This window comes from Enterobacter sp. V89_11, assembly GCF_029967775.1.
In the GTDB taxonomy this organism is placed as follows: Bacteria; Pseudomonadota; Gammaproteobacteria; order Enterobacterales; family Enterobacteriaceae; genus Enterobacter; species Enterobacter ludwigii.
In genome coordinates this window covers 199,263-222,234 of record NZ_JASCAN010000006.1, presented here as the reverse complement: position 1 = coordinate 222,234, position 22,972 = coordinate 199,263, and the positions used below count along the sequence as shown (strand labels likewise).

General features: G+C 54.7%; 19 protein-coding genes. 8 read left to right on the top strand and 11 right to left on the bottom strand.

Features of this window, described 5'->3' with window-relative positions; genetic code table 11:
• Positions 1-319 precede the first annotated feature (319 nt).
• Positions 320-607, top strand: a complete 288-nt coding sequence (locus QLG09_RS06995; protein WP_014168128.1) for an HTH-type transcriptional regulator — start codon at positions 320-322, stop codon at positions 605-607.
• Positions 608-652: 45 nt separating this feature from the next.
• Here the strand turns inward: QLG09_RS06995 and QLG09_RS06990 are convergent, their stop codons facing one another.
• The 4 genes from QLG09_RS06990 to QLG09_RS06975 form a co-directional block, all read right to left on the bottom strand.
• A complete protein-coding gene (locus QLG09_RS06990) occupies positions 653-2,272 on the bottom strand; it encodes an ABC-F family ATP-binding cassette domain-containing protein (RefSeq protein WP_047954901.1) in 1,620 nt (539 codons plus the stop codon).
• 272 nt (positions 2,273-2,544) lie between these two features.
• Entirely contained in the window at positions 2,545-4,614 is a 2,070-nt protein-coding gene (glyS, locus tag QLG09_RS06985; protein WP_014168126.1) for a glycine--tRNA ligase subunit beta, read from the bottom strand.
• A gap of 9 nt (positions 4,615-4,623) precedes the next feature.
• Positions 4,624-5,535: a glycine--tRNA ligase subunit alpha gene (glyQ, locus tag QLG09_RS06980; protein ID WP_014168125.1), complete on the bottom strand. Its 912-nt coding sequence runs from the start codon at positions 5,533-5,535 to the stop codon at positions 4,624-4,626.
• A 161-nt stretch (positions 5,536-5,696) separates the two neighbouring features.
• Positions 5,697-6,002 carry a YsaB family lipoprotein gene (locus tag QLG09_RS06975; RefSeq protein WP_014168124.1) on the bottom strand — a complete coding sequence of 102 codons (306 nt, stop codon included), beginning with the start codon at positions 6,000-6,002 and terminating at the stop codon, positions 5,697-5,699.
• A gap of 184 nt (positions 6,003-6,186) precedes the next feature.
• Here QLG09_RS06975 and QLG09_RS06970 point away from each other — a divergent pair, with 184 nt between their 5' ends.
• The gene (locus QLG09_RS06970; RefSeq protein ID WP_014168123.1) at positions 6,187-7,182 is read left to right on the top strand and encodes an acyltransferase; all 996 of its coding nucleotides are present in this window, start codon (positions 6,187-6,189) and stop codon (positions 7,180-7,182) included.
• On the opposite strand, the gene QLG09_RS06965 is transcribed toward QLG09_RS06970, so the two are convergent.
• The 4 genes from QLG09_RS06965 to xylA all read right to left on the bottom strand — a co-directional run bounded on the left by QLG09_RS06965 (position 7,175) and on the right by xylA (position 11,586).
• Positions 7,175-8,095 (bottom strand): helix-turn-helix domain-containing protein, encoded by a 921-nt coding sequence (locus tag QLG09_RS06965; protein ID WP_282488788.1) that lies wholly within the window; start codon positions 8,093-8,095, stop codon positions 7,175-7,177. The genes QLG09_RS06970 and QLG09_RS06965 overlap by 8 nt on opposite strands.
• Complete coding sequence (locus QLG09_RS06960) at positions 8,095-8,634, bottom strand: isochorismatase family protein (RefSeq protein WP_047742815.1); 540 nt, start codon at positions 8,632-8,634, stop codon at positions 8,095-8,097. Before QLG09_RS06960 ends, QLG09_RS06965 begins: the two co-directional genes overlap by 1 nt.
• A gap of 103 nt (positions 8,635-8,737) precedes the next feature.
• Positions 8,738-10,192, bottom strand: coding sequence for a xylulokinase (gene xylB, locus QLG09_RS06955; RefSeq protein WP_282488787.1), 1,455 nt, complete (start codon positions 10,190-10,192; stop codon positions 8,738-8,740).
• Positions 10,193-10,263: 71 nt separating this feature from the next.
• On the bottom strand, positions 10,264-11,586 hold the full coding sequence (gene xylA, locus QLG09_RS06950) for a xylose isomerase (RefSeq protein ID WP_086462926.1): 1,323 nt from the start codon (positions 11,584-11,586) through the stop codon (positions 10,264-10,266).
• A 371-nt stretch (positions 11,587-11,957) separates the two neighbouring features.
• Here xylA and xylF point away from each other — a divergent pair, with 371 nt between their 5' ends.
• The 4 genes from xylF to xylR all read left to right on the top strand — a co-directional run bounded on the left by xylF (position 11,958) and on the right by xylR (position 16,934).
• On the top strand, positions 11,958-12,950 hold the full coding sequence (gene xylF, locus QLG09_RS06945; protein ID WP_032679983.1) for a D-xylose ABC transporter substrate-binding protein: 993 nt from the start codon (positions 11,958-11,960) through the stop codon (positions 12,948-12,950).
• Positions 12,951-13,021: 71 nt separating this feature from the next.
• Complete coding sequence (locus tag QLG09_RS06940) at positions 13,022-14,563, top strand: xylose ABC transporter ATP-binding protein (protein ID WP_079231518.1); 1,542 nt, start codon at positions 13,022-13,024, stop codon at positions 14,561-14,563.
• Positions 14,541-15,722 (top strand): xylose ABC transporter permease XylH, encoded by a 1,182-nt coding sequence (xylH, locus tag QLG09_RS06935; RefSeq protein WP_014168116.1) that lies wholly within the window; start codon positions 14,541-14,543, stop codon positions 15,720-15,722. Before QLG09_RS06940 ends, xylH begins: the two co-directional genes overlap by 23 nt.
• A gap of 33 nt (positions 15,723-15,755) precedes the next feature.
• Positions 15,756-16,934 carry a D-xylose utilization transcriptional activator XylR gene (gene xylR / locus QLG09_RS06930; RefSeq protein ID WP_020882649.1) on the top strand — a complete coding sequence of 393 codons (1,179 nt, stop codon included), beginning with the start codon at positions 15,756-15,758 and terminating at the stop codon, positions 16,932-16,934.
• A 47-nt stretch (positions 16,935-16,981) separates the two neighbouring features.
• Here xylR and QLG09_RS06925 read toward each other — a convergent pair whose 3' ends face one another.
• Positions 16,982-17,806, bottom strand: coding sequence for a protein bax (locus QLG09_RS06925; protein ID WP_020882650.1), 825 nt, complete (start codon positions 17,804-17,806; stop codon positions 16,982-16,984).
• A 314-nt stretch (positions 17,807-18,120) separates the two neighbouring features.
• On the opposite strand from QLG09_RS06925, the gene QLG09_RS06920 reads away from it, so the two are divergent.
• Positions 18,121-20,151 (top strand): alpha-amylase, encoded by a 2,031-nt coding sequence (locus QLG09_RS06920; RefSeq protein WP_049023119.1) that lies wholly within the window; start codon positions 18,121-18,123, stop codon positions 20,149-20,151.
• Positions 20,152-20,331: 180 nt separating this feature from the next.
• Entirely contained in the window at positions 20,332-21,588 is a 1,257-nt protein-coding gene (gene avtA / locus QLG09_RS06915; RefSeq protein WP_020882652.1) for a valine--pyruvate transaminase, read from the top strand.
• Positions 21,589-21,592: 4 nt separating this feature from the next.
• Here avtA and QLG09_RS06910 read toward each other — a convergent pair whose 3' ends face one another.
• Positions 21,593-22,048 (bottom strand): 4Fe-4S binding protein, encoded by a 456-nt coding sequence (locus QLG09_RS06910; RefSeq protein ID WP_032679988.1) that lies wholly within the window; start codon positions 22,046-22,048, stop codon positions 21,593-21,595.
• 3 nt (positions 22,049-22,051) lie between these two features.
• The gene (gene yiaJ / locus QLG09_RS06905; protein WP_020882654.1) at positions 22,052-22,870 is read right to left on the bottom strand and encodes an IclR family transcriptional regulator YiaJ; all 819 of its coding nucleotides are present in this window, start codon (positions 22,868-22,870) and stop codon (positions 22,052-22,054) included.
• Positions 22,871-22,972 lie beyond the last annotated feature (102 nt).

The following is a 22,972-nucleotide window of genomic DNA, read 5'->3' as shown; positions in this document are numbered from 1 at the left end:
TTCACCCAAAAAAGCGCACACCGGCACATGCGTGCCCGACGCTGACAAGGATAGTCCAGGTCAGCCCTGCAAGATACTCTTTTCATGCAAAACGGCTATTGCCGTTTTATTTCTTACTATTTACAAAAAAATACCTGGCGAAGCCGACATAAGCGTAATCAGGTAATTAGTCTCACCCTGGCAACGGCTGAAACGCATAAAGCGATCGTTACCGCACGATTAATCACATCCGTGACGATCCGTCGTTTGTATTAGGGACTATTCTTAACAGGCTCTCTGATGTTCTTGATCCCGGTATGTGATTTAAGAGGAGTCCTCAATGGAATATAAAGATCCTGAGCTTGAGCTGCTGAGCAGCCTGGAACAGATTATTTTTAAAGATGTACCGCAGACGTTAACCCTGCAACAAAGATCCAATCCCTTTAAAGAATATGAGCAATTGCGCAAAGGGACTGGATTAAAAACTGAAGAATTCGCCAGAGCGATGGGTGTCAGCGTGGCTATGGTGCAGGAGTGGGAGTCAAAACGCGAAAAACCCACCCCAACCGAGCTAAAGCTGATGCGCCTGATTCAGGCCAACCCTGCACTCAGCAAGCATATAGCATGATGCAGTAAAGTGAGTTACCGCCCCCGCCTTTGCGGGGGCTTGTGTTTAAAGGGGGGCACACCGCCAACCCGCTTCTTCCCAGACCAGTTCATGCGTCAATGCTAACCCCCGCAAAAAAGCCTCATCGTGAGAAACCACCAGCAATGCCCCGGGGAAACCGGCCAGTGCGGCTTCAATCGCCTCGACCGAGGCCAGATCCAGATGGTTGGTCGGTTCATCCAGCAGTAAAAGCTGCGTAGCGTCTTCACGCCACAAGACACAGGCCAGAGCAGCCTTGAGACGTTCCCCGCCGCTCAGCTCAGCCAGCGGAAGCGCCACTTTGTCAGCGCCCAGCTGAAGCTGCGCTAAACGGGTTCGCAGCACACCCTCTTCCAGAGGTGTATGACTCAGATTGAGATGCGCCATCACCGACTGCGAAAGATCGAGCTGCGACAGATGTTGATCGAGATAAGCGCAGTTTACCGATACCTTACACGTTCCTGAGAGCGGAGCCACTTCGCCGAGAATGGCTTTTAAAAGCGTCGATTTACCGCAGCCGTTTGGTCCTTTTAGCGCCACGCGCATCGGTCCGTCCATTCGCCAGTTGGTCGGCGGGAGAGTGACGTGTGGCAGCACCAGCCCCTCCATCACCAGCACCTGTTTCCCCTCAGCAATCTGGCTTCCAGGCAACGTGAACATCACCGGATTCTCCTCTTCAACTCGCTCCCGGGCCTTGTTCACCGCGGCATTCAGCGCTTCATGTTGATCGCCATGCTGTTTTTTCCAGGTGCCAATGCGCTCTTTGGCGGCCATTTTGTATCTGACCCGCTCGAACGAGGCGATATTAAGGTTATCGACCGTACGTAACGTCTTCGCCGAACGCCGCTGGCTTTCGTCATGCTCTTTTTGCATCCGTGCGCGGGTGCGTTTGCGTTCTGTTGCCGCATGTTCCAGTGCCGCACGGGCTGCCTGCTGTTCGGCGTCCCGCTGATGCGTATAGTCGTCGTAACTGCCACCGTAGTGGCGAAGACCCGAGGCGCTCAGTTCAAGAATACGCGGTACCTTCGCCAGCAGTTCACGGTCGTGGGAGGCCACCAGCACGCCCCCCTGATAACGGGCGAGCTGGTCGTAGAACCACTCACGTCCCTGCCGGTCGAGATGGTTGGTGGGTTCGTCCAGCAGCAGATAATCCGCATCAGCCGTAAACGCGCCACAGAGCAACGCGCGAATGCGCTCGCCGCCGCTGAGTTCCATGGCTGATTTATCCGGGTCAAATGGTGGAAGCTTTGCGTGGAAAAACGCCTCGCTCAGGCGTTCTGCTACATCCCAGTGTCCGTCGAGTAGCGCCAAATCATCGGGCTGGTAGTCACCGCTGTCGATGCGCTTACGCGCCGCAAAAATCGCCTCATACCCCAGCAGCTCAGCAAGCGTGGTTCGCGGGGAGATATCGGGCTGTTGGGCCACATAAGCGTGCGTTGCAAAACGTTCGATATGACCGCTGGCAGGTTCATCACACCCCGCCAGCAAACGTAGCAGACGTGTTTTACCGCTGCCGTTGCGGCCAACCAGCGCGCACAGTGACGGCGCCAGAGAAAGATTCAGCGGACCAAAAAGGGTATCGCCCGTCGCAAACTGACAGGTCACCTGATGCAAAATAAAAGAAGGGGATTGCGCAAAATGAGCCATAAGCACTCCTGAATGAAATCAAAACATCCCCTGCCGACGCGGTCGCGTTTAGCAAGGATCGAAATTCATCAGTCGTGTTTGTTCATTTTCGGGATGCGCTCCAGAGGGAGAAATATAACGAGAAACAGGATAACGGTAATTTGCTGACCATTTCAAGGTGAATTTTTAGGCGATTGCACTGCGCTTACCTGGCTCACAAAAAACGAGACATAAAAAAACCCGCCGAAGCGGGTTTTTTCTCATCTGCTGGCCCGTCACCGGGCACATGCACGTTACTGCAGCAGCGAAATATCCGCCACGCGCAGGAACAGCTCACGCAGTTTTTCGAGCATAGAGAGACGGTTGATACGCAGCTCTTTATCTTCCACGTTCACCATCACTTTCTCGAAGAAGGCATCGATGACATCACGCAGTTCCGCCAGCTCCACCAGGGCTTCCTGGTAGCGGCCTTCGGCGAAATACGGCTCCAGCTTGTCACGCAGTACCACAACCTGCATCGCCAGGGCGATCTCTTCTGGCTCTTTCAGCGTCGCAGCGTTCACACGCTCGTTCAGCGTTTCGTCGGATTTCGCCAGAATGTTAGAGACACGCTTGTTAGCCGCGGCCAGTGCAGATGCCGCTTCCAGCGTACGGAAGTGGGAAACCGCCTTCATACGCGCATCGAAATCTGCCGGACGGGTTGGACGACGTGCCAGTACCGCCTGAATGGTATCGACGGTGTAACCTTCGTCCTGATACCACGCACGGAAGCGACCAAGCATAAAGTCGATCACATCATCGACCACGTTGGCGTTGGTCAGCTTATCACCGTACAGACGTACCGCTTCTTCAGTCAGGGTCTGCAGATCCAGGTTCAGGTTCTTTTCAACGATGATACGCAGCACGCCCAGGGCAGCACGACGCAGCGCAAACGGGTCTTTGTCGCCTTTTGGATGCTGGCCGATGCCAAAGATACCTGCAAGGGTGTCCATCTTATCGGCAATCGCGACCGCACAGGCCACCGGATTAGACGGCAGCGCGTCACCCGCGAAACGCGGCTGATACTGCTCGTTCAGGGCCACGGCCACATCTTCCGCTTCACCGTCGTGACGCGCGTAGTGCATCCCCATCACACCCTGGGTGTCGGTAAATTCGAACACCATATTGGTCATCAGGTCACACTTGGACAGTAAACCCGCGCGCGTTGCGTGGTTCACATCCGCACCGATTTCACGTGCGATCCAGCCAGACAGCTCCGCAATACGGTCAGTCTTGTCGCGCAGCGTACCCAGCTGTTGCTGGAACAGCACGGTCTGCAGACGTGGCAGGTGATCTTCCAGACGCTTTTTACGGTCGGTGTTGAAGAAGAACTCGGCATCCGCCAGACGTGGACGCACCACTTTCTCGTTACCGGAGATAATCTGGATCGGATCTTTTGATTCAATGTTCGCCACGAAGATGAAGTTTGGCAGCAGCTTGCCGTCGTTGGCGTAAACCGGGAAGTACTTCTGGTCACCCTTCATGGTGTACACCAGCGCTTCAGCCGGCACGGCCAGGAATTTCTCTTCGAACTTTGCGGTCAGTACCACTGGCCATTCAACCAGAGAGGTCACTTCTTCCAGCAGGCTGTCGCTCAGATCCGCTTTACCGCCAATCTTACGCGCCGCGTCTTCCGCATCCGCCTTGATTTTGGCTTTACGCTGTTCGTAGTCAGCAATAACTTTACCGCGCTCCAGCAGGATCTGCGGATACTGGTCAGCATTGTCGATGGTGAACTCAGGCTCGCCCATGAAGCGGTGCCCACGGATCACGCGATCGGACGCCACACCCAGGATGGTAGCCGGAATAACAGTATCGCCCAGCAGCAGCGTCACGGTGTGCACAGGACGCACGAAGTGCACGTCGCTTGCGCCCCAGCGCATCAGTTTTGGAATCGGCAGCCTGGCCAGCGACGTGGCGATCATGTCAGGCAGCAGCGCTTGCGCACTTTCACCTTTCACATGTGCACGGTACAGCAGCCACTCGCCTTTATCGGTGGTCAGACGCTCAGCCTGATCGACGGTGATACCACAACCACGCGCCCAGCCTTCAGCCGCTTTGCTTGGCTTGCCTTCAGCATCAAACGCCTGAGCAATCGCCGGGCCACGTTTTTCAACTTCACGATCCGGCTGAGACGCCGCCAGGTTCGCCACTTTCAGCGCCAGACGACGCGGAGCAGCAAACCATTCAATTTTACCGTGTGCCAGGCCAGCGTTATCCAGCTCAGCAGTCACGTTCGCAGCAAAAGATTCAGCCAGGCTGCGCAGGGCTTTTGGTGGCAGCTCTTCGGTGCCAATTTCCACCAGGAAAGTTTTCTCAGACATGGCCGCCTCTTATTTGTTTCGGTTGCACATCGGGAAGCCAAGGGCTTCACGGGACGCATAGTACGCTTCTGCAACGGCTTTGGTCAGGGTACGAATACGCAGAATGTAGCGCTGACGTTCAGTCACGGAGATGGCTTTGCGGGCGTCCAGCAGGTTGAAGCTGTGGGCGGCCTTCAGAATACGCTCGTAAGCAGGCAGCGGCAGCGGAGACTCCAGCGCCAACAACTGCTGCGCTTCTTTCTCGTACTGCTCGAAGCAGGTGAACAGGAAGTCCACATCCGCGTATTCGAAGTTATAAGTGGATTGCTCCACTTCGTTCTGATGGAACACGTCGCCGTAGGTGGTTTTACCCAGCGGGCCGTCGCTCCAGACCAGGTCGTAAACGCTGTCTACGCCCTGAATATACATGGCCAGACGTTCCAAACCGTAGGTGATTTCGCCGGTAATCGGTTTACATTCCAGACCGCCAACCTGCTGGAAGTAAGTGAACTGCGTCACTTCCATACCGTTCAGCCACACTTCCCAACCCAGACCCCAGGCACCCAGCGTTGGGTTCTCCCAGTTATCTTCCACGAAGCGGATGTCGTGAATGGTTGGATCCATACCCAGCTCTTTCAGTGACCCGAGGTACAGTTCCTGAATGTTGTCTGGCGATGGCTTAATCACCACCTGGAACTGATAGTAATGCTGCAGACGGTTCGGGTTTTCGCCGTAACGGCCATCGGTCGGACGACGTGAAGGTTGCACATAAGCAGTCGCCATTGGCTCCGGCCCCAACGCGCGTAAGCTGGTCATTGGGTGTGAAGTGCCTGCGCCTACTTCCATGTCCAAAGGTTGAACAATGGTACAGCCCTGACGAGCCCAGTAATCCTGTAAGGTCAGGATCAGGCCCTGGAAGGTCTTGGTATCAAACTTTTGCATAGTATGTCGTGCTGGATACGTGTGGTTTTAAATGGAAGGGACCAGTATACCCGCTGCCTGCAAGATATACAGTACGAAACGGGTTTGTTTAGGGAAAATTGGGGAAATAAGCCACCACGCCAGGCAGCTGCCGGCGTCTGGCTGTTGATTATGCGAGCGGCTTAGCGCATGGAGAGATGTAAAAACTGACCGTCTGCGTCAAACGAACAGACAAAGCCCTCTTTACGGGACGTATGGCCTTTCAGCTCATAACTCCCCTGGAATCGCTCAAATCCGGTGACATCAATGTTCTGCGCATCCGAGTTATAGCGGCGCGCAGCCTGATCCTTACAGAACTGCTCCATATTCAGGGAGCGTTCCGGGCTGATTTTTCCCTGCTGTGCTTTTTGCACGGGTGCAGAGGGTGGCGTACTGCATCCTGCCAGGATAAACAGCAGAAAGAGTGACGCCGCACGCTTCATCATCATTTTTATTACCGCCCTGTTCAGTGGCTGTTATTTTTAGTAGCAAAGCTTTTATAGATTATGCCCTGGCATTCTGCGAACCTCGCGGCTTTCAAACAAGGCTGCTCAATAAAACTCAGAATTTTCCAGAGAGAGGCTTCAATACAATCGCAGTCACACTGAATTTACAAGGGATGATGAGGAACTGATGTCGTCAAAAATTAGCTGGATTGATAATCTGCGAGGAATAGCGTGTCTGATGGTGGTCATGATCCACACGACGACCTGGTATGTCACCAATGCGCACAGTATCAGCCCTGTTAACTGGGATATAGCCAATATTCTTAACTCCGCGTCGCGGGTCAGTGTGCCGTTGTTCTTTATGATTTCCGGCTTTCTCTTTTTTGGCGAGCGTAGCGCGCAACCGCGTCATTTTATCCGCATCGCCGCCTGCCTGGGCTTCTACAGCGCCGTGGCCTTGCTCTATATCACCCTGTTCACCTCGATTAACGCCGGGCTATCTCTCAAATACCTTCTGCAAAAACCCGTCTTCTACCATCTGTGGTTTTTCTTCGCCATTATCGTTATCTATCTGGTTTCCCCACTGATTCAGGTGAAAACCGTGAGCGGGAAAATGCTGCTGGCGCTGATGGTGGTCATTGGCATCATAGCTAACCCGAATACGGTCTCGCAGAAAATTGATGGTTTTGAATGGTTACCGGTCAATCTCTATATCAACGGCGATACCTTTTACTACGTACTCTACGGCATGCTGGGGCGAGCTATCGGGATGATGGACACCCAAAAACGCGGCATGAACGGGCTATGTGCAGCGCTGTTTATCATCGGCGTGATCGTGATTTCGCGTGGAACGCTGCATGAACTGCAATGGCGCGGCAATTTTGCCGATACCTGGTACCTGTATTGCGGCCCGATGGTCTTCATCTGTGCCGTATCCCTGCTTACGCTCGCCAAAAACACCCTGAACGCACGCCCTCTTCCGGTGCTGAGCGTTATCTCCCGGCACTCGCTCGGTATATACGGTTTTCACGCGCTGGTGATCCACGCCCTGAGAACGAGAGGGGTCGAGTTCAAAAGCTGGCCGGTGCTGGATATCCTCTGGATTTTCACCGTCACGCTGATGGCGAGCCTGCTGCTGTCAATGCTGCTGCAGAAGGTCGACACCCGCCGCTTCGTCAGTTAACGCTGCGCTGTCGGGCACGATGATACTGGCGCGGGGAGGAAAATCCCGCGGCCAGTGAGGCCTGTTCCACGCCACGCCCTTGCAACAGCCACTGTTCAGCCACCGCCAGACGCAACTGCTCCAGATAGTCGCGAACGCTTATCCCTAAATGCGTCTGAAAAAGCCGCGTTAAATGGCGCGGGCTGACATGCGCCAGAGCGGCAATATCGGGTAAAGCCCAGGCTTTGTGCGGCTCGGTGGTAAGCGCATCCTGCGCACGATGAATGGCCGGGTGAAGATGATTGCGGTAGCGTAACCATGGCGACAGCTGGGGATCGTCCCCGGAGCGACGAAACCAGACCACCATTTCGCGCGCCACGGCCAGCGCTTTTTCTGCGCCACACAGACGGTTAATCATATGCAGCGCCAGGTCGATGCCCGAGGTGATGCCGGCGCTGGTCCAGATATTCTCATCCTGCACGAAGATCCGGTTTTCTTTGATGATTGCCGTCGGATCCGCCGTACGCAAACGGCTTATAACGTCATGATGCGTTGTGCACTGCCGGTGGTTCAGCAAGCCCGATTTTGCCGCCAGCAACGCCCCTGAACAGACGCACATGACGGTGATATCCTGACGATGAATGTGCGGCTGCAGGCGCATTAACCAGTGCTGGATCAGCTGCGCCTGCGGCGTTGAAAACTGAAAGCGGGAGTCGCTTACCCCCGGCAGCACCAGCAAACTGCCCTCAGGCAGGCTTTCCGGCAGCGGCTGAATACCGCCCATCATCAGACCAATCGACGTCGGAACCTCTGCCTGCGGACCAATGTAATGCAGGCGAAACGCGTCCCCTGCCAGCACAAAGGTCTCTGCCGGGCCCGTCATGTCTAATGACAGCACCCCGGGCAACATCACAAACCAGACGTCGATGCTCATTACAGTGACTCCAGCGTCTCCGCAACCGTTTTAATGTCGGCAAACCGCCCGGCCAGTACCGTCTCGGTACGATGGCGCAGTTCCTCTGCGCTCAGGGTTATCCCCTTGTGCGTCATTGGAAACGTGAGCGTTGCCTCGCTAACGAAGGTCACAGCATAGCCCAGATCGGATGCCACCCGCGCAGTGGTTTCACAGCATTGCTCCGTGCGAATACCGCACACGATGAGCTGATTAATGTCTCGCTCACGCAGCCAGCGGTCAAGCCCGGTATCCGTGAACGCATTATGGACGTGTTTCTGGAAGACCACGTCCGGCTGATGACGTAAAAAGGCCATCGGTTTGACATAGCCGCTTTGCAGTGTGAACGGACCGTCTTCATCTACATGGAAAATATCAACGACAGGAATGCCACGCGCCTGGCAGCCCTCAATCAGCCCCAGCATCGCCTGCTGAAAGGCAGGAATCTCGTTCTCCTGCCAGTAATCGCGGTGATGAAATGACTGCTGAGTATCGATGTTGATTAATGCAGTACGTGACATGTTGAATCTCCTCGCCAGTGGGTATGACACCATACTGGCAAGGAAATAAAGGCCCGCACAGACCAAAAAAGGACAACCTCATGCCTCTGACAGACAACCGTATTTACGACATCAGCGGCAGCAGCTGTTGGTAGATTTTGCGAAATACCTCGCGTCTTTGCGCATAACGCGCATGACGTGCCGCATCAGGCAGATGCGCCTGTTCCAGTTGAAGCTGCGGTAACAGCTGAGAAAGCGGCGTTTCCGGGTTCATGGCAATCTGTGCCAGTCGCGCTGCACCGAGCGCAGGCCCCACATCACCACCGGTACGAAAATCGAGCTGCAGTCCGCTGATATCAGACAGCATCTGGCGCCAGTAGCTGCTACGCGCACCGCCGCCAATCAGGGTGATACTCGCCGGCGTCACACCGCAGTCATGTACCACGTCCATTCCGTCCGCCAGGGCATATCCCACGCCTTCCAGAACGGCACGAGCCAGTTCCGCCGGACCATGCTGATGGGTTAACCCAAAGAATACCCCTTTCGCTTCCGGGTTGTTATGCGGCGTGCGCTCGCCGGAAAGATAGGGTAAAAACCAGACGGTACCCGCACTTTCATCCGCCTGCTGTGCAGCAGCAATCAGTGCCGGAACATCAGCCATCCCGATCAGTTTCGCGGCCCAGTCAAGGCAAGAGGCGGCGCTCAACATAACCGACATCAGATGCCATTTTCCCGGCAGCGCATGGCAGAAGCTGTGAACGGCACTTTCAGGATTACTGCGATAACCATCGCTGACCGCAAAATAGACGCCAGACGTTCCCAGCGAAAGCATCGCCTGCCCAGCTTCCACCATCCCGACCCCCACGGCACCCGCCGCGTTGTCACCGCCACCGGCCACCACCGGGACAGCAGGCATATTCCAGCGTTCTGCGACGGCAGGCTGTAAGGTACCCGTTATCTCACTGCCCTCATAGAGCGCTGGCATATGTTCGCGAGTCAGGTGGCAGGCATCGAGCATGGCCTCGCTCCAGTCACGTTTGGCCACGTCGAGCCACATCGTGCCGGCAGCGTCGGACATGTCGCTGGCGAAATCACCCGTCATGCGAAAACGCAGATAATCTTTTGGCAGTAAAACTTTCGCCACCTGACGGAAAATTTCCGGCTCATGGCGGTGTACCCACAGTAACTTTGGTGCGGTAAAACCGGGCATCATCAGGTTGCCGGTAATACTGCGGGAGGTGGGTACTCGCTCTTCAAGGAGTGCGCACTCTTCTGCACAGCGACCATCGTTCCAGAGAATGGCCGGTCGCAGAACGTGATGCTGACTGTCCAGTAACGTCGCGCCGTGCATTTGCCCGGCAATGCCGAGGGCTTTGACGTCACGCAGACTGTGCTGTTCACCTAGCGCTTTGATTGCACGATCCGTTGCCAGCCACCACTGCTCCGGATCCTGTTCCGACCATAGCGGATGCGGACGTGAGACCTGCAGCTTTTCTGTCTGCGTTGCTAACACGTCGCCCTGCTCGCTTAACAGGATGGCTTTCACACCCGATGTGCCAAGATCAATCCCGATATACATTCGGTGACTCCTTTAACAGAAATGCCCGGTGGCGCGACGCTTACCGGGCTTACGTTATTATCTACTCGCTGTTATTTATCGAACAGGTAGTGATTAACCAGGTTTTCCAGCAGCTCCTGATGCCCGCTCTGATGCTGCGGTGCCAGTTGATGTTGTTCAGCGTACTTCGCGACGTCCGCAAGCGATAACTGGCCTTTCAAAATTTGCTGACCCAGCTCACTGTTCCAGCCGCTATAACGCTTCGCGACACGTTTATCCAGTTCACCGTCTTCAATCATACGGGCGGCGACTTTGAGCGCCAGCGCCATGGTATCCATTGCGCCAATATGGCCGTAGAACAGGTCGTATTTGTCGGTGCTCTGACGGCGCACTTTGGCATCGAAGTTCAGCCCGCCGGTGGTGAAACCACCCGCTTTGATAATTTCATACATCACCAGCGCATTCTCTTCCACGCTGTTCGGGAACTGGTCGGTATCCCAACCCAGTTGCGCATCGCCGCGGTTAGCATCAACAGAACCGAAGATACCCAGCGCGATAGCAGACGCGATCTCGTGATGGAAAGAGTGGCCGGCCAGCGTGGCATGGTTGGCTTCAATGTTAACTTTGATCTCTTTTTCCAAGCCGAACTGTTTCAGGAAGCCGTACACGGTAGCAACGTCGTAGTCGTACTGGTGCTTAGTAGGTTCCTGAGGCTTCGGTTCGATCAGCAGCGTACCGCGGAAACCGATTTTGTGTTTATGGTCGACCACCATCTGCATAAAGCGGCCAATCTGCTCGCGCTCCTGACGCAGGTCGGTGTTGAGCAGGGTTTCATAGCCTTCACGACCGCCCCACAGCACATAGTTTTCGCCGCCCAGCTGATGCGTGGCGTTCATTGCGGTAACCACCTGCGTTGCCGCCCAGCTAAACACTTCCGGATCCGGATTGGTTGCCGCACCCGCGCCATAGCGTGGGTTGGTAAAGCAGTTGGCCGTGCCCCACAGCAGCTTCACGCCGCTTTGCTGCTGTTTAGCCGCCAGCACATCCACCATCTGCGCGAAATTGTTCAGATACTCTTTCAGTGAGGCGCCTTCCGGCGAGACATCCACGTCATGGAAGCAGTAGTACGGCACGTTCAGCTTGTGGAAGAATTCAAAGGCGACATCGGCTTTACGCTTCGCCAGCTCGATGGCCTCACCCGGCTGCTGCCATGGACGGTCAAAGGAACCCACGCCGAACATATCGGCTCCGTTCCAGCAGAAGGTATGCCAGTAACAGGCGGCAAAGCGCAAATGATCTTCCATGCGCTTACCCAGCACCAGCTCATCCGGGTTGTAGTGACGAAATGCTAAAGGATTGGTTGTTTTCGGGCCTTCGTAACGAACACGATCGAGTTGGTCGAAATAAGCTTGCATATTGAGCTCCATAATCAGGGTATGCGGCGAGTCGTTGATACAGGAGTAATAGTGAATAGACATTTTGGCTTGCTCAATTACGTTATTTCACACTGCTATTGAGAGAATGCACAACTGTGCGCTGGCTCGCAAAATAATGTGCAGGCAAACTATTTTCCGGTCCCTCTTCCATAATCAAATGTAATTAAGACGTTACGTATTTTAAAATTCGATCGCGGTCATAAATTCAGAAATAAACCAAATATCATAATGCGAAGATAAAAATCTGTAATTGCCAGCCCGCATTTCCCCGTTAAAAATTTGCTGCGTCCCAGCAGTGAATGTTTCTTTTATCTCAGCAACACATACCCCTACAAAAAGGCCCTATAATTATGAAGATAAAGAACCTGTCCCTTACTCTCTGCACTACGCTCCTCCTTGCTAGCTTTGCCGGACATGCCAAGGAAGTCAAAATTGGCATGGCGATTGACGATCTGCGCCTTGAACGCTGGCAGAAAGATCGCGATATTTTTGTGAAAAAAGCGGAATCACTTGGCGCGAATGTGTTTGTGCAATCCGCGAACGGCAACGAAGAAACGCAAATGTCGCAAATTGAGAATATGATCAACCGCGGCGTCGATGTGCTGGTCATTATCCCTTATAACGGCCAGGTATTAAGTAATGTCGTTAAAGAAGCCAAACAAGAAGGCATAAAAGTCTTAGCCTATGACCGCATGATTAATAATGCGGATATCGATTATTATATTTCGTTCGACAATGAAAAAGTGGGTGAATTACAGGCTAAAAGCCTGATCGACAAAGTACCTCAGGGCAATTATTTCCTGATGGGCGGCTCGCCGGTTGATAACAACGCCAAGCTGTTCCGCGAAGGGCAAATGAAAGTCCTGAAGCCGTATATCGACAGCGGTAAGATTAAAGTGGTCGGCGATCAGTGGGCGGATGGCTGGCTGCCAGAAAACGCGCTGAAAATCATGGAAAACGCCTTAACCGCCAACAACAACAAAATCGATGCTGTCGTCGCATCCAACGATGCCACCGCAGGGGGCGCAATCCAGGCACTCAGCGCCCAGGGGCTGGCAGGAAAAGTGGCTATTTCGGGTCAGGATGCCGACCTCGCGGGCGTCAAACGCATCATGGCAGGCACACAAACCATGACCGTCTACAAACCGATTACCCAGCTTGCGAATACGGCGGCGGAAATTGCCGTGGAGCTGGGAAATGGTAAGCAACCTAAGGCAGACGCGACGCTGAATAACGGGCTTAAAGATGTTCCGGCTCGTCTGCTCACCCCCATTGAAGTCAATAAAGACAACATTGACGCCACCGTCATTAAAGACGGTTTCCACAAGAAGAGTGAACTGTAATCCAGCGCGCCCCTGCTCTGCGGGGGCGCATCGAGTTGTACTGTTCTTCCCTCGGGTCATGTGGAGCAGTTATGCCTTATTTACTTGAAATGAAAAGCATCACCAAGCGCTTTGGCGCGGTGAAAGCGGTCGACAACGTCAGTCTGCGGCTCAATCCCGGCGAAGTGGTCTCGCTGTGTGGCGAAAACGGATCGGGCAAATCGACGTTGATGAAAGTGTTGTGTGGGATCTACCCGCACGGCAGTTACGAAGGCGAAATTGTCTTTGCCGGTGAAGTGATTCAGGCGACACACATTCGCGATACCGAACGCAAAGGCATCGCCATCATCCACCAGGAGCTGGCGCTGGTGAAGCACCTCACCGTGCTGGAGAACATTTTTCTGGGGGCCGAAATTTCACGTCATGGCGTACTGGATTACGACACCATGACGCTACGCTGTGAAAAACTGCTGGCCCAGGTAAGTCTCGCGATTTCCCCGGATACGCGCGTCGGTGATCTTGGCCTCGGGCAACAACAGCTGGTTGAAATCGCCAAGGCGCTGAACAAACAGGTAAGGCTGCTGATCCTCGATGAGCCAACGGCCTCCCTCACCGAGCAGGAAACGGCCGTCCTGCTCAATATCATTCGCGATCTGCAAAACCACGGCATTGCCTGCATCTACATTTCGCACAAGCTCAATGAGGTAAAAGCCATTTCGGACACCATCTGTGTGATCCGCGACGGTCAGCACATCGGCACACGTGAAGCTGCCGGCATGAGTGAAGATGACATCATCACCATGATGGTGGGGCGCGAGCTCACGGCGCTCTATCCAAACGAACCGCACACCACGGGTGACGAAGTGTTACGCGTGGAAAACCTCACCGCGTGGCATCCCGTTAACCGCCACATCAAGCGCGTTAATGACGTCTCGTTTTCCCTTCACAGCGGCGAAATCCTCGGTATTGCGGGGTTAGTCGGGGCCGGGCGCACTGAAGCCGTCCAGTGCCTGTTTGGCGTGTGGCCGGGCCGCTGGGAAGGCCGTATTTTTATCGACGGACAGCCGGTAAAAATCGAGAACTGCCAGCAGGCGATTGCCCACGGTATCGCCATGGTACCGGAAGATCGCAAGAAAGATGGCATCGTCCCGGTCATGGCGGTGGGTAAAAACATCACGCTTGCCGCTCTCAATAGGTTCTCCGGTGCGCTGAGCAGCCTCGATGATGCTGCTGAGCAGCAGTGCATTCTCCAGTCGCTCGCCAGACTCAAGGTTAAAACATCCTCCCCGGAACTGGCCATTGGACGTCTGAGCGGGGGCAACCAGCAGAAGGCAATCCTGGCGCGCTGCCTGCTCCTCAATCCACGCATATTGATCCTGGACGAGCCGACGCGTGGGATCGATATCGGCGCCAAGTACGAAATCTACAAACTGATTAATCAGCTTGTACAGCAAGGGATTGCCGTCATTGTCATCTCGTCTGAGTTACCCGAAGTGCTCGGCCTGAGCGATCGCGTGCTGGTCATGCACGAGGGAAAACTGAAAGCCAATCTGATTAACCAGAACCTGACGCAGGAGCAGGTGATGGAAGCCGCTTTAAGGAGCGAACGTCATGTCGAAAAGCAATCCGTCTGATATTAAAGTCGCTGTTCCGACGCCCGGCGCGTTTGCCGGTCTAAAAGCGTTGAACCTGCAGGTTTTCGTGATGATCGCGGCGATTATTGCCATCATGTTGTTCTTTACCTGGATGACCGATGGCTCGTACTTAAGCGCGCGTAACGTCTCTAACCTGCTGCGTCAGACTGCCATTACCGGCATCCTCGCGGTGGGCATGGTATTCGTGATTATCTCGGCGGAAATCGACCTGTCGGTGGGGTCGATGATGGGTCTGCTTGGTGGCGTGGCGGCCATTTTTGACGTCTGGCTTGGCTGGCCACTGCCGCTGACCATTGCGGTTACGCTGGTGCTGGGCCTGCTGCTGGGCGCCTGGAACGGCTGGTGGGTTGCCTACCGTAAAGTCCCGTCGTTCATTGTCACGCTGGCGGGGATGCTGGCCTTCCGCGGGATCTTAATTGGCATTACCAACGGCACCACCGTCTCCCCTACCAGTGCAGCCATGTCACAAATTGGTCAGAGCTACCTCGCCGATAGCGTCGGCTTTACGTTCGGTGTGATTGGGTTGCTGGCGTTTGTGGCCTGGCAGTGGCGTGGACGAATGCGCCGTCAGGCGTTGGGTCTGGCATCGCCAGCGTCAACGTCCACAGTCGGTCGTCAGGCACTCACTGCGGTCATTGTACTGGGCGCAATCTGGCTTCTGAACGACTATCGCGGTGTCCCGACGCCGGTATTGCTGCTGGCACTGTTGCTGCTGGCCGGGATGTTTATGGCCACGCGCACCGCGTTTGGTCGCCGTATTTATGCCATCGGCGGCAACCTTGAGGCTGCTCGCCTTTCAGGGATCAACGTCGAGCGCACCAAACTCGCCGTCTTCGCCATTAACGGCCTGATGGTTGCTATCGCCGGGTTGATCCTCAGCTCGCGTCTGGGGGCGGGTTCTCCCTCGGCCGGGAACATCGCCGAGCTGGACGCTATCGCCGCCTGTGTCATTGGCGGCACCAGCCTCGCAGGCGGTGTCGGCAGCGTGGCAGGCGCGGTGATGGGGGCATTTATCATGGCTTCGTTGGATAACGGGATGAGTATGATGGACGTCCCGACGTTTTGGCAGTATATCGTCAAGGGGGCCATTCTTTTGCTGGCAGTCTGGATGGACTCTGCAACCAAGCGACGAGCCTGATAACAATATTGTGACTTATTTGGGAAGTTAGCCATGTTTGAAAAGCGTCACCGCATCACGTTGTTATTCAATGCCAACAAAGCCTACGACCGTCAGGTGGTGGAGGGCGTTGGTGAATATTTGCAGGCGTCGCAATCCGAGTGGGATATTTTTATCGAAGAAGATTTCCGAACCCGTCTCGAAAACATCAAAGAGTGGCTGGGCGATGGGGTCATCGCTGACTACGACGACCCCGTCATTGAGCAATTGCTGACTGACGTCGACGTTCCGATTGTTGGCGTCGGCGGGTCTTACCATGCGCCCGAGCACTATCCGCCGGTTCACTATATCGCCACCGATAACCATGCGCTGGTTGAGACCGCCTTCCTGCATTTGAAAGAGAAAGGCGTCCATCGCTTCGCGTTTTATGGTTTACCGTCAACCAGCGGCAAGCGCTGGGCAGTTGAGCGCGAACATGCTTTCTGCCAGCTTGTCGCGCAGGAGAAGTACCGCGGCGTGGTTTATCAGGGGCTGGAGACCGCGCCGGAAAACTGGCAGCACGCGCAAAACCGACTGGCGGACTGGCTGCAAACCCTGCCGCCGCAAACCGGCATCATTGCCGTTACGGATGCTCGTGCCCGCCACGTTTTGCAGGTCTGCGAACATTTACACATTCCGGTGCCGGAAAAACTGTGCGTCATTGGCATCGATAACGAGGAGCTGACGCGTTACCTCTCTCGCGTGGCGCTCTCGTCCGTTGCACAGGGTACGCGTCAGATGGGCTATCAGGCGGCAAAGTTACTGCATCGTCTGCTGGATAAAGAAGCGTTGCCGCTTCAGCGCTTACTGGTTCCCCCTGTCCGTGTAGTCGAACGCCGTTCAACGGATTACCGCTCCTTAAGCGACCCGGCAGTTATTCAGGCCATGCACTACATTCGCAACAACGCCTGCAAAGGGATTAAGGTCGATCAGGTGCTGGACTCGGTGGGTATTTCCCGTTCGAATCTGGAGAAGCGGTTTAAAGAGGAAGTGGGCGAAACCATTCATGCCGTCATCCACGCCGAGAAACTGGAGAAAGCACGCAGCCTGCTGATCTCCACCTCATTGTCGATCAACGAAATCTCACAGATGTGCGGTTACCCGTCGCTGCAATATTTTTATTCGGTGTTCCGAAAGGAGTATGAAAGTACGCCAAAAGAGTACCGGGAGCGTCACAGCGAAGTGATGATGTAGAAAAAAGAGAAAAGAAAACGCCTTCCGATGGAAGGCGTTTTTTTGAATTACATATGTGCGGCGATTAATCGCTGGTTATCCTGGTACATCGCGAACAGATAGTTGTTATAGCTCTGTCCCTTGGTCGAATAACCTTTCAGCTTGTGGATCATCGTGCTGGCCGTCACTTCCTGATCCGCTTTACGCAACTGAGCGCGCGATTTACGGAACGATGAGTAGGCCGGATGCGTGTTCAGATTCACCACGTAGGCATTCACAGAATCTTTCACCGATTCAAACTGAGAATAGCCTTTCACCTTACCTGGTGCATTGTTACAACGCCCCTTGATACATTTCATACCAAACAGGTTGTTGTTATTACGCGCCAGTTTCGAGGTACCCCAGCCACTTTCGGCTGCAGCCATGGTCGCAACCATGCTCCCCGGGATAATGTCGACACGCTCTAAGAGAGAGTTCCACGGCACACGGCGCGTGTTACCGTTCCAGCTCACCTTGTAGCGTTTGGTGATATCTTTCAGACGCGCGCGTTCTGATGGCGACCAACGGCTGTCGTACTGTTTGGCAATCAACCAGTTACGATCCGCAGTAATCGCGGCGTTTTGACTTGTGATGTAAGGCATTACCGTCCGGAGAAACGCTTTTTTCCTTGGTGTTCCGGAAGGGTATTTTCGCAAATCAGGAAGTGAACTACTCTTTGCACTATTGCGAGAATACTCTTGTTTACTGCTAACCTTACTACTTGTCGTCTTTATTACGTGGGCTTTCTTACTCGTTGTATCCGTGTGCGTCTTCGCAAGCACCTCACCCGAAAATGCCATGGTGAGTAACATGAGTATCGCGGCCCCATATCGTCGAATGGGAGTCGATATCATTAGGTCTCCTGGTCGGATATAAACATTCCAACACCTTATTTTTTTCACAAATTTGAGAGCGGAATCTCAAATCCTAACAAAAATAGACTGCAAGAGCACGTATAGAAATAGTCCAATTCCGAAACTATGTCACCTGAAACCTGCTCACATAAGCATCAATTCTGAAAAATTGTGCGCGAACTCGCAGATAACTTCCTAATTTTGCGCGGGATCACTCATCCTCACGCGTCATCCTTGCAGAAAGCCCCGGGGGATGAGTTTTTACCCAACACCTGATGGCACACTGGTCAAAAATGCCGCGACAGGAAAATGGAATGAAACGCACCGCATTAGCTTTTCTGATGTTACCCGCACTGGCTCATGCTGACTGGTCATCACCGGGTTTCAACGCCTTTAGCGCCGAAGGCACCGGGATATTCACCAGCCAGGCAAAGCTTGCGAAGGGTACTCGCCCTCTTACGCTGAGTTTTGACAACACGTGCTGGCAGCCAACGGATGCAATAAAACTCAATGAGATGCTGTCGCTTAAAAAATGTGACGGCACGCCGCCGCAGTGGCGACTGTTCCGCGACGGCGAGTATCAGATGCGTGTCGATACCCGCTCCGGTACGCCCACACTGATGCTGACTATTCAGAGCGCAACGGAACCGTCGCTTGCAAACGTTACCCGCCAGTGTCCGAAGTGGGACGGTAAACCCCTGACGCTTGAAGTTGGCAACGATTTCCCGGAAGGATCGGTGGTCCGTGATTTCTACAGCAAACAGACTGCAACAGTGCAGAATGGAAAAATCACCCTGCAACCCGCCGCCAACAGCAACGGCCTGCTGCTGCTTGAACGCGCCGAAACCGACAAACCTGCGCCGTTTAGCTGGCAAAACGCCACCGTCTATTTCGTGCTGACTGACCGCTTTGTCAACGGCGATCCCTCTAACGATAACAGCTATGGACGCCACAAAGATGGCATGCAGGAGATCGGCACCTTCCACGGTGGCGATCTCAAGGGGCTTACAACCCGGCTCGATTATTTACAGCAGCTGGGCGTGAATGCGCTCTGGATAAGCTCCCCGCTGGAGCAGATCCACGGCTGGGTTGGCGGTGGCACCAAAGGTGACTTCCCCCACTACGCCTATCATGGCTACTACACCCAGGACTGGACCACGCTTGATGCCAACATGGGCACCGAAGATGATTTACGCCACCTTGTCGATGAAGCGCATAAACGCGGTATCCGCATCCTGTTTGATATCGTCATGAACCACACGGGTTACGCGACGCTCGCAGACATGCAGACGTTCCAGTTTGGGGCCCTTTATCTGCAGGGTGATGAACTGAAAAAAACGCTGGGCGAGCACTGGACGGACTGGAAGCCGGGAGCAGGCCAAAGCTGGCACAGCTTCAACGATTACATCAACTTCAGCGACAAAGCCGCCTGGGAAAAATGGTGGGGTAAAAAGTGGATCCGCACCGACATTGGCGATTATGACAATCCCGGCTTCGACGATTTAACCCTGTCGCTGGCGTTCCTGCCGGATCTGAAAACGGAGTCGACGACCCCTTCCGGTTTACCCAACTTCTACCAACATAAACCTGATACCCACGCGAAGACCATTTCGGGCTACACCCCGCGTGATTACCTGACCCACTGGCTCAGCCAGTGGGTACGTGACTATGGCATTGACGGTTTCCGTGTGGATACGGCAAAACACGTGGAACTCGAGGCCTGGCAGCAGTTGAAAGATCAGGCAAGCCAGGCGCTGGCAGCCTGGAAAGGCGCGAACCCCGACAAAAAACTCGACAATACCCCGTTCTGGATGACCGGCGAGTCATGGGGCCACGGCGTGATGCAAAGCGATTATTACCGCCACGGGTTTGACGCGATGATCAACTTTGATTATCAGGAGCAGGCAGCAAAAGCGGTCGGTTGTCTGGCGGACATCGACCTGACCTGGCAGCAGATGGCGGAAAAACTGCAAAGCTTCAATGTCCTGAGCTATCTCTCGTCGCATGACACACGCCTTTTCCGTGAAGGCGGCCAGCGTGCCGCAGAGCTGCTCCTGCTCGCCCCGGGCAGCGTACAAATTTACTACGGCGATGAATCCGAGCGGCCATTCGGACCGACAGGGTCCGATCCATTACAGGGCACCCGCTCGGATATGAACTGGCAGGACGTGACGGGCAAGCAGGCCTTAACCGTCGCCCACTGGCAGGTTCTGGGCCAGTTCCGCGCCCGTCATCCCGCAATAGGTGAAGGCAAACAAACCACGCTGTCGCTGAAAGAAGGCTACGGCTTCGTTCGCGAGCACAATGGCGATAAGGTCATGGTGGTGTGGGCGGGTAATCAATAATGACGCCAACCGGTTCCCTCTCCCCCTCCGGGAGAGGGATATTTCACCAGAACAATCCACTACCTAAATACCTTCCCACCACATAAAACAACAATCCCGACCGCATCTCTCGATTTGCACCAGCACGGTGCTAGCGTTATGGTTACCCACTTTCAAAATAAGCTCGACAGATCACCTGCTATGACGTTTTCACTTTTCGGCGACAAATTCACCCGCCATTCAGGCATTACTCGCCTGATGGAGGACCTCAACGACGGGCTGCGCACACCAGGCGCCATCATGCTCGGCGGCGGAAACCCGGCTCAAATCCCGGAGATGAACACCTATTTTCAGACGCTGCTGGCTCAGATGCTGGAAAGCGGGAAAGCAACCGATGCGCTTTGCAACTACGACGGCCCGCAGGGTAAAACCGAACTGCTGACGCTGCTTGCTGAAATGCTGCGCAAAGAGCTGGGTTGGGATATCGAACCACAGAATATTGCACTGACAAACGGCAGTCAGAGCGCATTTTTCTACTTGTTTAATCTGTTCGCAGGCCGTCGCGCCGACGGCACCACCAAAAAAGTGCTGTTCCCGCTGGCGCCAGAGTACATCGGCTATGCCGATTCCGGCCTCGAAGAGGATCTGTTCGTCTCGGCGCGCCCGAATATTGAGCTGCTGCCAGAAGGCCAGTTCAAATATCACGTCGACTTTGAACATCTGCATATTGGTGAAGAGACGGGCATGATCTGCGTATCACGTCCAACCAACCCAACGGGCAACGTCATCACCGACGACGAACTGATGAAGCTGGATGCGCTGGCGAATCAGCACGACATCCCGCTGGTGATTGATAACGCTTATGGCGTACCGTTCCCGGGGATCATCTTCAGCGAAGCACGTCCGCTGTGGAACCCGAACATCGTCCTGTGTATGAGCCTTTCAAAGCTGGGTCTGCCGGGCAGCCGTTGCGGGATCATCATCGCCAATGAAAAAATCATCACCGCCATTACCAACATGAACGGCATTATCAGCCTTTCCCCGGGGGGAATCGGCCCGGCGATGATGTGCGAAATGATCAAACGTAATGACCTGCTGCGCCTGTCGAACGAGGTTATTAAGCCGTTCTATTACCAGCGGGTACAGGAAACGATCGCCATTCTTCGCCGCTACTTACCGGAAGAACGCTGCCTGATCCACAAACCTGAAGGGGCAATTTTCCTGTGGCTGTGGTTTAAGGATCTGCCGATCACCACCGAGCTTCTCTACCAGCGCCTGAAAAAGCGCGGCGTGTTGATGGTGCCGGGTGATTACTTCTTCCCGGGTCTGGATAAGCCGTGGCCGCATACGCATCAGTGCATGCGCATGAACTACGTGCCCGATCCGGAGAAAATCGAAGCAGGCGTGAAAATTCTCGCCGAAGAGATTGAGTACGCCTGGCGCGAAGATAGCCAGTAACGCGTTACGCCAGATTATGCAGCCGTTCGGTGCGTAATCTGGCGGGGTCAACGCAGCGCAGCGCGTGGGTTGGGCACGCCTCCACACAGGCGGGTCCAGCCTCGCGATCTGCGCACAAATCACATTTCACCGCCTGAACGCGGTTCCCCACCCGCTGAACCTGCATCGCCCCAAACGGGCACGCTACCACACAACTTTTACAGCCAATACAGCGCGCCGGCTCCACCCGCCAGGCACCCGCGGTGTGGCGAATCGCCTGTGTCGGACAAACAGTGGCACAAGGGGCATCTTCACACTGATGGCAGCCCACAGCCGTAGTGAATGCACCGCCTTTGACCACCCGAATGCGGGGCGTAAACGCGCCTGCAGAAAGCATTCCCTGATGCGACACCACGCAGGCCACTTCGCAGGTACGGCAGCCAATGCATTTTTCCGTATCAGCCAGGATAAATCGGTTCATCTGTCACGCTCCGCGCACGTTAAAACCCAACTCTTTTGAGATAGCCTCTGCCGTTTCCCGCAGCGGTTTCAGCAGGTTTTTTTCACCAATTTGCTTCATGCGGGACGTCGAGAGCGAAATGGAGATCGCGTACGGCACGCGGCCATGAATATCAAACACCGGTACGGCAAGACAGGAGACGCCCAGCTCGTTCTCTTCTTTATCCATCGCCATGCTGTGCTCGCGGATTTCCGCCAGCTCGTCATACATCGCGCTCAGTTCGGTAATCGTGTTGCGGGTGAGCGGCTGGATCTGCTCCTGATGGCTCTGCCAGTAGCTCGCCACATAGTCCTGATGACCAAACGCCATGTAGATTTTGCCCATCGCCGAACAATAAAGCGGCATATGCTGACCGATGTAAGCGCGCGTGCGCAGCATACCGGTTGTGGGCTCCAGCTTATAAATCAGAATGGCGTGATCGTCCTCGCGGCTTGAGAAGTTCACCGTCTCACCGGTGGCGATATTCAGCGTCTCAAGGTGCGGGGCCGCCACGTGAATGATATTCAGCGACGACAGCGCCTTTTGCCCGACGGCGATAAATTTGGTGGTCAGGCGGTAGCTGCCCGCCGCAGGCGCCGGGGTAACGTACCCGCACGACTGTAACCCCTGCAGTAAGCGGTGCACGGTGCTTTTATTCAGCCCTGCCAGTTCCGATAAATGGGCCAACGGACACCCGTTCGGGTAGTTGCTGAGGATCTCAATCAGCATCAGGCCGCGAAACAAGCTCTGGCTACCTGCTGGCCTCTCTTTTTCTTGCGTCATTTCGCTCTCTTTCGTGCTCATCCAATGGCTCCTTTTTATCGCGTCCTGATGGTAGCGCAAAGTGTGGTTCAGTTCACGATCTCAACAGAAAAAACACAACCAGTTGATTTTAATCGATTTTGA

Excerpts from the sequence above, each read along its gene's own strand:
- QLG09_RS06995 (WP_014168128.1), top strand. The coding sequence starts at position 320 with ATGGAATATAAAGATCCTGAGCTTGAGCTGCTGAGCAGCCTGGAACAG.
- QLG09_RS06990 (WP_047954901.1), bottom strand. The coding sequence starts at position 2,272 with ATGGCTCATTTTGCGCAATCCCCTTCTTTTATTTTGCATCAGGTGACC.
- glyS (WP_014168126.1), bottom strand. The coding sequence starts at position 4,614 with ATGTCTGAGAAAACTTTCCTGGTGGAAATTGGCACCGAAGAGCTGCCA.
- glyQ (WP_014168125.1), bottom strand. The coding sequence starts at position 5,535 with ATGCAAAAGTTTGATACCAAGACCTTCCAGGGCCTGATCCTGACCTTA.
- QLG09_RS06975 (WP_014168124.1), bottom strand. The coding sequence starts at position 6,002 with ATGATGATGAAGCGTGCGGCGTCACTCTTTCTGCTGTTTATCCTGGCA.
- QLG09_RS06970 (WP_014168123.1), top strand. The coding sequence starts at position 6,187 with ATGTCGTCAAAAATTAGCTGGATTGATAATCTGCGAGGAATAGCGTGT.
- QLG09_RS06965 (WP_282488788.1), bottom strand. The coding sequence starts at position 8,095 with ATGAGCATCGACGTCTGGTTTGTGATGTTGCCCGGGGTGCTGTCATTA.
- QLG09_RS06960 (WP_047742815.1), bottom strand. The coding sequence starts at position 8,634 with ATGTCACGTACTGCATTAATCAACATCGATACTCAGCAGTCATTTCAT.
- xylB (WP_282488787.1), bottom strand. The coding sequence starts at position 10,192 with ATGTATATCGGGATTGATCTTGGCACATCGGGTGTGAAAGCCATCCTG.
- xylA (WP_086462926.1), bottom strand. The coding sequence starts at position 11,586 with ATGCAAGCTTATTTCGACCAACTCGATCGTGTTCGTTACGAAGGCCCG.
- xylF (WP_032679983.1), top strand. The coding sequence starts at position 11,958 with ATGAAGATAAAGAACCTGTCCCTTACTCTCTGCACTACGCTCCTCCTT.
- QLG09_RS06940 (WP_079231518.1), top strand. The coding sequence starts at position 13,022 with ATGCCTTATTTACTTGAAATGAAAAGCATCACCAAGCGCTTTGGCGCG.
- xylH (WP_014168116.1), top strand. The coding sequence starts at position 14,541 with ATGTCGAAAAGCAATCCGTCTGATATTAAAGTCGCTGTTCCGACGCCC.
- xylR (WP_020882649.1), top strand. The coding sequence starts at position 15,756 with ATGTTTGAAAAGCGTCACCGCATCACGTTGTTATTCAATGCCAACAAA.
- QLG09_RS06925 (WP_020882650.1), bottom strand. The coding sequence starts at position 17,806 with ATGATATCGACTCCCATTCGACGATATGGGGCCGCGATACTCATGTTA.
- QLG09_RS06920 (WP_049023119.1), top strand. The coding sequence starts at position 18,121 with ATGAAACGCACCGCATTAGCTTTTCTGATGTTACCCGCACTGGCTCAT.
- avtA (WP_020882652.1), top strand. The coding sequence starts at position 20,332 with ATGACGTTTTCACTTTTCGGCGACAAATTCACCCGCCATTCAGGCATT.
- QLG09_RS06910 (WP_032679988.1), bottom strand. The coding sequence starts at position 22,048 with ATGAACCGATTTATCCTGGCTGATACGGAAAAATGCATTGGCTGCCGT.
- yiaJ (WP_020882654.1), bottom strand. The coding sequence starts at position 22,870 with ATGAGCACGAAAGAGAGCGAAATGACGCAAGAAAAAGAGAGGCCAGCA.